This is a genomic window from Ilumatobacter nonamiensis YM16-303, assembly GCF_000350145.1.
GTDB lineage: Bacteria > Actinomycetota > Acidimicrobiia > Acidimicrobiales > Ilumatobacteraceae > Ilumatobacter_A > Ilumatobacter_A nonamiensis.
The window spans coordinates 1-8,961 of the sequence record NZ_BAOL01000119.1 but is presented as its reverse complement, the minus strand read 5'-3'; the positions used below and the strand labels follow the sequence as shown (position 1 = coordinate 8,961).

7 protein-coding genes are annotated in these 8,961 nt (G+C 67.2%); 5 read left to right on the top strand and 2 right to left on the bottom strand.

The window, feature by feature from the left end:
• Window positions 1-114 precede the first annotated feature (114 nt).
• The 5 genes from ON45_RS12275 (at window position 115) to ON45_RS12255 (ending at window position 6,045) form a co-directional block, all read left to right on the top strand.
• Window positions 115-981 carry an FAD binding domain-containing protein gene (locus ON45_RS12275; RefSeq protein ID WP_040494268.1) on the top strand — a complete coding sequence of 289 codons (867 nt, stop codon included), beginning with the start codon at window positions 115-117 and terminating at the stop codon, window positions 979-981.
• Complete coding sequence (locus ON45_RS12270; RefSeq protein WP_040494266.1) at window positions 978-1,484, top strand: (2Fe-2S)-binding protein; 507 nt, start codon at window positions 978-980, stop codon at window positions 1,482-1,484. The genes ON45_RS12275 and ON45_RS12270 overlap by 4 nt, the downstream gene beginning before the upstream one ends.
• Window positions 1,481-3,793: a molybdopterin cofactor-binding domain-containing protein gene (locus tag ON45_RS12265; protein ID WP_040494264.1), complete on the top strand. Its 2,313-nt coding sequence runs from the start codon at window positions 1,481-1,483 to the stop codon at window positions 3,791-3,793. Before ON45_RS12270 ends, ON45_RS12265 begins: the two co-directional genes overlap by 4 nt.
• A 47-nt stretch (window positions 3,794-3,840) precedes the next feature.
• Window positions 3,841-5,442: a hypothetical protein gene (locus ON45_RS12260; protein ID WP_040494263.1), complete on the top strand. Its 1,602-nt coding sequence runs from the start codon at window positions 3,841-3,843 to the stop codon at window positions 5,440-5,442.
• Window positions 5,443-5,547: 105 nt separating this feature from the next.
• Entirely contained in the window at window positions 5,548-6,045 is a 498-nt protein-coding gene (locus tag ON45_RS12255; RefSeq protein ID WP_040494262.1) for a phosphoribosyltransferase, read from the top strand.
• A 30-nt stretch (window positions 6,046-6,075) separates the two neighbouring features.
• On the opposite strand, the gene ON45_RS12250 is transcribed toward ON45_RS12255, so the two are convergent.
• Window positions 6,076-7,149, bottom strand: coding sequence for a site-2 protease family protein (locus ON45_RS12250; protein ID WP_040494261.1), 1,074 nt, complete (start codon window positions 7,147-7,149; stop codon window positions 6,076-6,078).
• 228 nt (window positions 7,150-7,377) lie between these two features.
• Window positions 7,378-8,910 (bottom strand): phytoene desaturase family protein, encoded by a 1,533-nt coding sequence (locus tag ON45_RS12245; RefSeq protein ID WP_040494260.1) that lies wholly within the window; start codon window positions 8,908-8,910, stop codon window positions 7,378-7,380.
• Between the last annotated feature and the right edge of the window lie 51 nt (window positions 8,911-8,961).

Here is an 8,961-nt window from a genome sequence, read left to right as displayed (position 1 = left end):
GCGCACGGAGCGCCGGAACAGATCACGAGAACGCTGGTTGGGGGTTGGTTTCGGGCGGATGAATCCGTGTCGGGCATCGGGTGCCGGCTGCTTGACGGTTTGTAAGATTCGCGCATGACGCTCGCCGTCCCCACATCACTCGACGACGCGGTTCGCCTGCTCGACGAGCACCCCGATGCGATGCTCCTTGCCGGTGGAACCGACGCGATGGTCGAGATCAACGACGGTCACCGTCGGCCGGCGAGCTTGGTCATCGCACTGAATCGCGTGAGCGACCTCCGGTCGTGGAGACATGACGCCGACGCCGGCACGGTCACGATCGGCGCCGGGATCACCTACACGGAGTTGATGGAACCGCCGCTGGCGACACTGCTCCCGGCACTCGCCGAGGCATCACGAACGGTCGGTTCGCCCCAGATCCGCAACGCCGGCACGCTCGGCGGAAACCTCGGAACGTGCTCGCCGGCGGGCGATGGTCTCCCCGTGCTGTCCGCGCTCGACGCGAAGGTTCGGATCGTGTCGGCCGACGGAGAGCGCGACGCGTCGATTCACGACGTCATGCTCGGCGTCAAACGGACGTCGCTCGAACCCAACGAACTGATCGCCGAGATCACGCTGCCGGTCCGCTCGGGTTGGCAGGGCTACGCGAAGGTCGGCGTGCGCAATGCCATGGTCATCGCTGTCGCCAGTGCCTGCCTGGCCGTCGACGAGACGAACCAGTCGGTCGCCATCGCCCTCGGGTCGGTGGGACCGACCGTGATCCGCTGCACCGAGGCCGAACAGCATCTCGCGAGCGCCGTCGACTGGGATACAGGAGTCGTCGATCACGACGCAATCGGTCGGGTGGGCGAACTCGTCTCCGCAGCGAGTTCACCGATCACCGACCATCGCTCGACCGCCGAGTACCGACGTCACGCGGTCGGAGTGCTCGCGCGCCGACTCGCACGCCGAGCGTTCACGATCAACGGGGTCGCAGCATGAGCAACGAGTTGTTCACCCTGCGCGTCAACGGGTCGGACCACGACGTCGCCGACTCGTGGCTCGGCGAGAGTCTGCTCGACGTGTTGCGTGACCGCATCGGGCTGATGGGTTCGAAAGGCGCATGCACGCAGGGGGAGTGCGGCTCGTGCAGCGTCCTCGTCGACGGGGTACTCGTTTGCTCCTGCCTCGTGATGGGTGCATCGGCGGTCGACCAGGAGATCGTGACGATCGAAGGAGTCGCCCCCGTCGGAACGCCGAGCGATGTTCAGCAGGCGTTCGTCGATGCGGGCGCCGTCCAGTGCGGTTTCTGCACGCCGGGACTGGTGATGGCGGTCCACGACCTGTTGGAACGAACCGGCAGCCCGACCGACACCGAGATTCGCGAGGAACTCGCCGGCAACGTGTGCCGGTGCACCGGATACGGCCGGATCATCGACGCCGTGCAGCAGGTCGCGGTCCGGCGCTCGAGTGACCACGACGGCGGGCGAGGTGACGCATCATGACCGTCATCGAGGAACCCCGCACGACGATCCGATCCGGCACGATCGGTGACTCGCCGGTGCGCCCCGATGGGGTCGCGAAGGTGCAGGGAACGTACGCGTTCTCGTCCGACCTGCACGCCGATGGCTGTCTGTTCGGGGCCACGTTGCGCTCACCTCACCCGCACGCACGCATCGTCGCGATCGACCTGTCGGCGGCCTGGAAGTTGAACGGCGTCGAGGCCGTGATCACCGCGGAGGACGTTCCCGGCCAACTGACCTACGGGTTGATCGCGCAGGACCAGCCGGTGTTCGCGGTCGATGTCGTCCGCTACGTCGGTGAACCGATCGCTGCCGTCGCGGCGATCGATCCGGAAACCGCTCGACGTGCACTCGACGCGATCGAGGTCACCTACGAGGTGCTCACCCCGTTGCTCGATCCCGAGGCTGCGATCGCCGGTGGGCATGATCCGATCCATCCGGACGGGAACCTGATCCGTCATCAGCACATCGTGCACGGTGACCCATCGGCGACCGGTGCCGTCGTCGTCGAGGGAACCTACGAGATCGGGATGCAGGACCAGGCGTTCCTCGGACTCGAAGCGGCGATCGCGTATCCCGATCCTGGGGCGGATGGCGTCGAACTCCACGTCGCGACGCAATGGCTCCACGAGGATCAGAAACAGATCGCGGCATGCCTCGGATTCGCCGACGAGAAGGTGCGGATGGTGCTCGGCGGCGTCGGGGGAGCGTTCGGTGCCCGTGAGGACATCAGCCTCCAGGTGCACACGTGCCTGCTCGCGCTGCGTCTCGCTCGACCGGTGCGGATGGCGTACTCGCGGGCGGAGAGCTTCCTCGGCCACGTCCACCGTCACCCGGCGACGATCTGGATGCGCCACCACGCCGACGCCGATGGTCGTCTCGTGAACGTCGAAGCCCGATTCGTGTTCGACGGTGGTGCGTATGCCTCCACGTCGTCGGCGGTGCTGGTGAACGGCATCACGATGGCGCAGGGCCCCTATGCCTGCCCGAACGGGATGGTCGACGGTTACGCGGCTCGGACCAATCACCTGCCGTGTGGAGCGATGCGCGGCTTCGGCGCGGTCCAGGCGTGTTTCGCCTACGAATCGCAGATGGACAAGCTGGCCGCCGCCTGTGGCGTCGAGCCCGCCGAGATTCGGCTCCGCAATGCGATGAAGACCGGTGACACGCTGTTCACGGGTCAACCGGTGCTCAACGTCGCGCCGGTCGAGGACTGCATCCGCGAAACCATGGCGCTTCCACTTCCTGATGAACCCGTCGGCGGCACGCCGCTCAGTGACGGTTCGCAGGACGCGATGAAGTTGCCGGGTGGGGCCGGACGAACTGCCGACGCGGGCGACATCGTCCGTGGCATCGGGTGGGGTGTGTCGATCAAGAACCTGATGTATTCCGAGAACTTCGACGACTACTCGACCGCGCGCTGCCGGCTCGCCGACGGTGTCGCCACCTTGAAGTTCGCCACGGCCGAGGTGGGGCAGGGATTCATCACGATTGCGGCCCAGATCGCCAGGTCGATCCTCGGCGTCGACGAAGTCGAGCTCGATCAGATCGACACCCACATCGGCTCGGCCGGCTCCACCTCCGCTTCGCGCCAGACGTGGATGAGCGGCGGAGCGGTCGACGCTGCCTGCCGAGCAGCCCGTGAACGACTGTTCGAGGCGGTCGGTACGGCACACGGCATCGAGCCGATCCGGTTGATGATCGAGGGAACCGACGTGATCGACACCGCCGGCGATCTCCGGATCCCCGTGGTCGAAGCCTCCAGCGGTCTGACGATCGACGAAACGATCGAGTACCACCACCCACCGACCGAAGACCTCGACGAGAACGGCCAGGGCAACTGCCACACGGCATTCGCGTTCGTCGCCCACCGCGCCGTGGTCGACGTCGATCCCGAACTCGGGTTGGTCAAAGTGGTCCAGATCGCGACCGCGCAGGACGTCGGGAACGCGCTCAACCCGCTGTCGGTCGTCGGTCAGATCGAGGGTGGCATCGCACAGGGTCTGGGCCTCGCGGTGATGGAGGAGATCATTCAGATCGACGGGGTCATCCGCAACGGCAACTTCACCGACTACCTGCTGCCGACCTTCCTCGACATGCCGCCGGTTCTCGCGACGCTGATCGAGCAGCCGGACCCCCACGCACCTCTCGGAGCCAAGGGAGTCGGTGAGCCGCCGTGCATCTCCTCGACCCCGGCCGTGGTCGCCGCGATCCGCGACGCACTCCGGCAAGCCGGAATCGACGCGCCACTCGACCGGGTACCCGTCCGCCCTGCCGACATCTGCCTCTGATTCGTCGCGGCTCGCTGACTCGCTCACGAGCGGTAGCGTCACGACCCATGACGACCGGCCGATCACGCGCCGGACCTGCCGCGGCGGTCGCTGCAACCAGTCTCGTTGCGCTCTCCGTCCTGTTCGCCGGTGTCCGCGCCGCGGTCGGTTCGTGGGTGCCGCACACCGACAACGCCTACTTCACCGCCCGCTCGCTCGACGTGGCGACCAAGCACCACCCCTGGCTCGGAGCCTGGTCGTCGGGTTCAGCCGACATCGAGCTGGACGTGAACAACCTCGGCGCTCTGCAGCTGTACCTGCTCGCGCCGTTCACCAAGATCGCGCCGATGGGCGGTACCGCGATCGGTGTCGTCGTGGTCCATGCGATCGCCGTCGTCACGATCGCGTGGCTGGTTCAGCGCATCGGCGGTTGGCGAGCCGTCGTGCCGGCGATGGCGGCGGTCGCACTGCTGCTCTGGCAGATGGGCTCGGAGATGATCATCACGCCGCAACAACACCAGTATCTGCTGGTGCCCTACCTGTGCGTCCTGGTCGCGGCGTGGGCCGCGACGTGCGGCGATCCGTGGGCGCTCATCCCACTCGTGGTCGCAGGAACGCTCGTCACTCAAACGCACCTCAGCTACCCGATCCTCGTCGCTGCCGTGGGGCTTCCGGCCATCATCGGCCAACTCGCCGCCGCCCGGGGTGGATCTGACGTTCGCCGAAGATTCGTCCGACCCTGGACGATCGCCTCGGTGATCGCCGTACTGCTCTGGCTGCCTGCGGTGATCGACCAGTTCTTCGGTTGGGGCAACCTCACCAATGTGCTGCGATCGCCCGGTGACGCACCAGCGCCAGGGTGGGAAACCGGCGTGCGGATCGTCGCGGATGTGCTCCTCGATCGCCGTGGGTACCTGCGGACGGGTTTTGCCGACTACTTCCCGTTTCCGACGTTCGCCGGAACCCTGAAGGTGGCGCTCTTCCTGGTGGTCTGGCTCGTCTTGGCGGCAGGAGCAATCCTTGCGTTGCGACGGAACCGACGGACCGCGACGGGCGGACTCGTGGTCGCGTTCTGCGCCGTCACCGCGGGCGTCGTGAATGCGTCTCAGCTCCCGCCGACCGTCTTCGGACTCGCGGCGGTCAACTACCGGTGGCTCTGGCCGACCGCGGCGTTCCTCACGATGGGTGCCCTCATCGCGGTCGAACGGGCGCTGCGCACCGTTCATCCGAAGCTCGGCACGACCGCTTTCGGTGTTGCCACGGTCGTGCTGGTGGCTCTCGGTGTACCGGAATCCCAACAGGTTGCCCTGGACGACGAATACCGAGCCGACGAACGCCTCACCGCAGAAATCGTCCGACAACTCGATGCCGCCGACCTCGGCCGCTTGGATGGTCCCGTCCTCGTCGACGACCGGGCGCTGGGCTTCGGGAATCCGTTGAACTACGCGGTCGCGGCGGTGTTGAGTGATCACGATGTCGATTTCCGACTCGAGGGTGAGCGCCAATCACGCAGGTTCGGATCGGCGAGAGTGAGCGACGGCACGGAGCCCTACCGGTTGCAGTTCGTCCGGGGTGCGGAAGCCCGATCCCTCGAGGGTGACGAGTCCGTGGTGGCATTCGTGGACGATGCCGGCCCGCTGGCTCTCGTTCTCGTCGATGATGCTCCATGATCCGGGACGGCAGTGCCGACACGGGCCGCGACGGTCGGCGGCCCGCGACTGCTGGAGTGATCCAGATGCCGCAACGTGTCGATCGGGCCTGTAGGTTCGCTGCACATGTCGGACGAGCGCGAGATCATGACCTGGGACATGCTGGGAGAGGCGACCCGGAGCCTGTCGCAGATGGTGGCCGACGACGACTACCAGCCCGACATGATCCTCGGCATCGCCCGCGGTGGACTGCTCCCCGCTGGTGCCATGGGGTACGCGCTGTCGGTCAAGAACGTCTACACGATGAACGTCGAGTTCTACACCGGCGTCGACACCCGCCTCGACGTGCCGCGGATCCTTCCACCGGCCCCCGATTTCGTTGACCTGTCGAACGGCCGCATCCTCGTGGTCGACGATGTCGCCGACACCGGCCATACGTTGAAGTCGGTGGAGGAATTCTGCGAAGGCAAGGTCGGCGAAGTCCGCACGGCCTGCATCTACGAGAAGTCGCACTCGGTGGTGAAGTGCGACTACGTGTGGAAGCGCACCGACCAGTGGATCAACTTCCCGTGGTCGGACAAGGACCCGGTCGCCAAGCGCGACTGGTCCGTCAAGGACGCCTGAGCCGCCCGAGCGGCGACCGCTGCGCGGTGGTCAGGCCTGACCCAGAGCGGCGGCGCGTGCGCCGTCGAGGCGTTGCGTCAGCACCTTCGGCGGCACGACCCCGACGAGCTTTCCCTCGTTCCACACGGTCACGACCGGACGAACCGGATTCAGTCGGGGGAGCACCGCCGACAGGTCGTCGTCGAGCGACGCGCGTGCTGTCTGGTGGAACGGAACCATCAGGCTGTTCAACATCACGAGCGCACGCTGATCGCCCGGGATCGCCCAGAGCTGGTCCTCGAGGACCAGGCCGTCGAGTTGGCCGTCGTCGTTCGCGTCGATGGCGACGGCGCCGGCTTCGCCCAACCGTGAACGCTGTTCGATCATCGAATCGGCATCCATGTCGGACCCGGCATGGGCGACGCCCCACCAGGTGAGATCGCGCACTTTGACACCGTCGAGATGCTCGCTCACGTACGAGGCCGAGATCTCGGCCTTGGCGTTCAAGGCGATGAACAGACCGGTGATCGCGATGAAGATTCCGGACGTGCCGTTGACCATCAACGCCACGCCGATGATCCCGAGCGACCAACCGAGTACCCGGCCGGCGTTACCGGCATCGCGCATCGCCCGGTACTTGCTGCCGGTTCGTGCCCAGCGGACAGCGCGGAGCACGCGACCCCCGTCGAGCGGGGCGCCGGGGAGCATGTTGAAGACGGCCAGGAACAGGTTGACGATGCCGATCCACGCGAGCACGTTCGACGTGAGCAGATACGCGGAGCCGAATGTGACGACACCGATGACCAGGCTGACGATCGGCCCGGCACCGGCGATCAGACCGTCGGCGCGTGGGGTCGGCGGCTCGCGATCGAGACGGGCGACGCCGCCGAGCGCCCAGAGATCGATCGACTCGGTCTCGACGCCGTAGCGCCGGGCGACGAGCGCGTGGCCGAACTCGTGGGCCAGGATCGACACGAAGAATGCCAGGACGGCCACGATGCCGGCGGTCACCCCGAGTGACGACGCCAGGTTGACCCCGAACAGGGCGGCGATGAGCGCGATGCTCCAGTGCGCCCGCACGGGGATCCCGAGCACCCGCCCGAGATGGAGAGATCCGTTGCTCATGTCGTCCTCAACCGTAGAGCGCCCCGGTTGATTCCCACCGTCATCACCGCCACCGGCACGGCGACGACACGCACCGACGCAGGGATGTCGGGCACATCCAAGGTTCACGTCGCGGATCGACCCGAACCGCGGGCAGCATCGCGACGAGAACCGAGGGGAGGGGCAGGCCAGCAGGCCAGCAGGGTGGTGGTGGCAGATCGTGCAGGTGGTGGAGGTGGCTCCGGGCGGTCAGGGCTGGTTCGACAGGACGACGGTGGCGCAGTTGCGTCCGCTCGCGCCCCAGACGCCGGCGCCCGGGAACGTTGCGGCGCCGGTCAGGTAGAGCCCGCCGAGGTCGGTTTCGTAGGCGGTGAGTTCCGGGTTCGGGTTGCGGAACGCGGCGAGCGGTCCACCGGCGAAGCTCGTCGCGTGACCGGCCGGGAGGTGGAACTCGGACTCGTAGCGATCCGGGGTCATCGCTCGCCAATCGACGATCGAGTCGAGCAGGCCCGGTTCGCACAGGTCGGCGAACGCTTCGAGCCAACGGCGAGGTTCGCTCGAACCCGGCCATCCGCCCTCCAGCCCGAACGGCGTGTACAGCGCTTCGAGGCTGAGCACGTGGAGTCCTGGCGGCGCCATCGTGGGATCGAGAAGCGTCGGAACGTTCACCAGCAGGCCTGGGCGGTCGAGCACCTGGCCGCGTTGCATCAGATTCCATCCGCGGTCGATCGACGCGAGGTCCGGGGCGATGCACGTGGTGGAACCCAACGCTCGGTCCTGGTCCTTCAGCCGCGGCGCCTCGGTCAGCACGACGTCGAGCTTCGACTCGTAGCCGTCGGCGTGGGGGATCTCACTCCACCGTCGAATCAGATCACGAGCGACCGGCGGGGGATTCCGGAGCCAGCTCAGGAAGGTGTCGTGGGGGTTGCAGGCCGACACGACGGTCGCTGTCGAGACGAACGACCCGTCGTCGAGACGGACACCGCTCACGGCGTCGCCCGCGCAGCAGATCTCCATGACCTTCGTCCCGGCGCGGAGCACCCCTCCGGCTGCCGTGAACGCGGCGAGCAGCGTCTCGGGGACCTGGCCGGAACCGCCGATCGGTCGCCCGACCGTCGCGACATGGCGCATCGCATGGGTGAGCGCGCCGAGTCCCGACCCCCCGAACTCCGGTGAGATGCCCCAGACCATCGGGCCGGTCATCGCTCCGGGGCCACGGATGAGTTCGCTGTCGAAGTAGTCGCGGAGCACCTCGGCCGCGCTGCGTCGGCTCCAGCGCAACAGGGCCGAGGTGCCGGCGAGTCGTCGACGGAGCGCGAGCCTCGTGAGGCCGGTGATCGACGGCGGTTCGGCAGCCGCTTCGAAGATCATCCGGACGGCCGGCATCGCCGTTTGTGCGTACCGGCGGTACCCGTCGACGTCTCCGGGAGCCACCGCTGCGATCTCCTCCAGCGTCTCCTCGAGATCGTGGTACGACGTCCAGCCCACCCCATCGCCTGCCGAGTCCCAGGTCATGTTGTGCTGGGCGGGGTCGACGTCGAGATACTCGAGTCCGTGATCGGCGAGGCCCAGTTCCTCCATGACCGGGGTGGTGCGGAAGGTCAGGTGGTCACAGTTGCAGATGTTCACCGTCGCCCCGGCGAACGTTTCGCTCGCGGCCGTTCCGCCGACTCGGTCGCGAGCCTCCACCAGCAGTGTCGACAGTCCGGCTCGCGCCAGGTACGCCGCGGTGACGAGCCCGTTGTGCCCGGCCCCGATCACCACCGCGTCAACATCGCTCACCCCGCGTTCTCGTGATCTCCTCTGGCGCTCCGTGCGCGAACTGTTCACGAG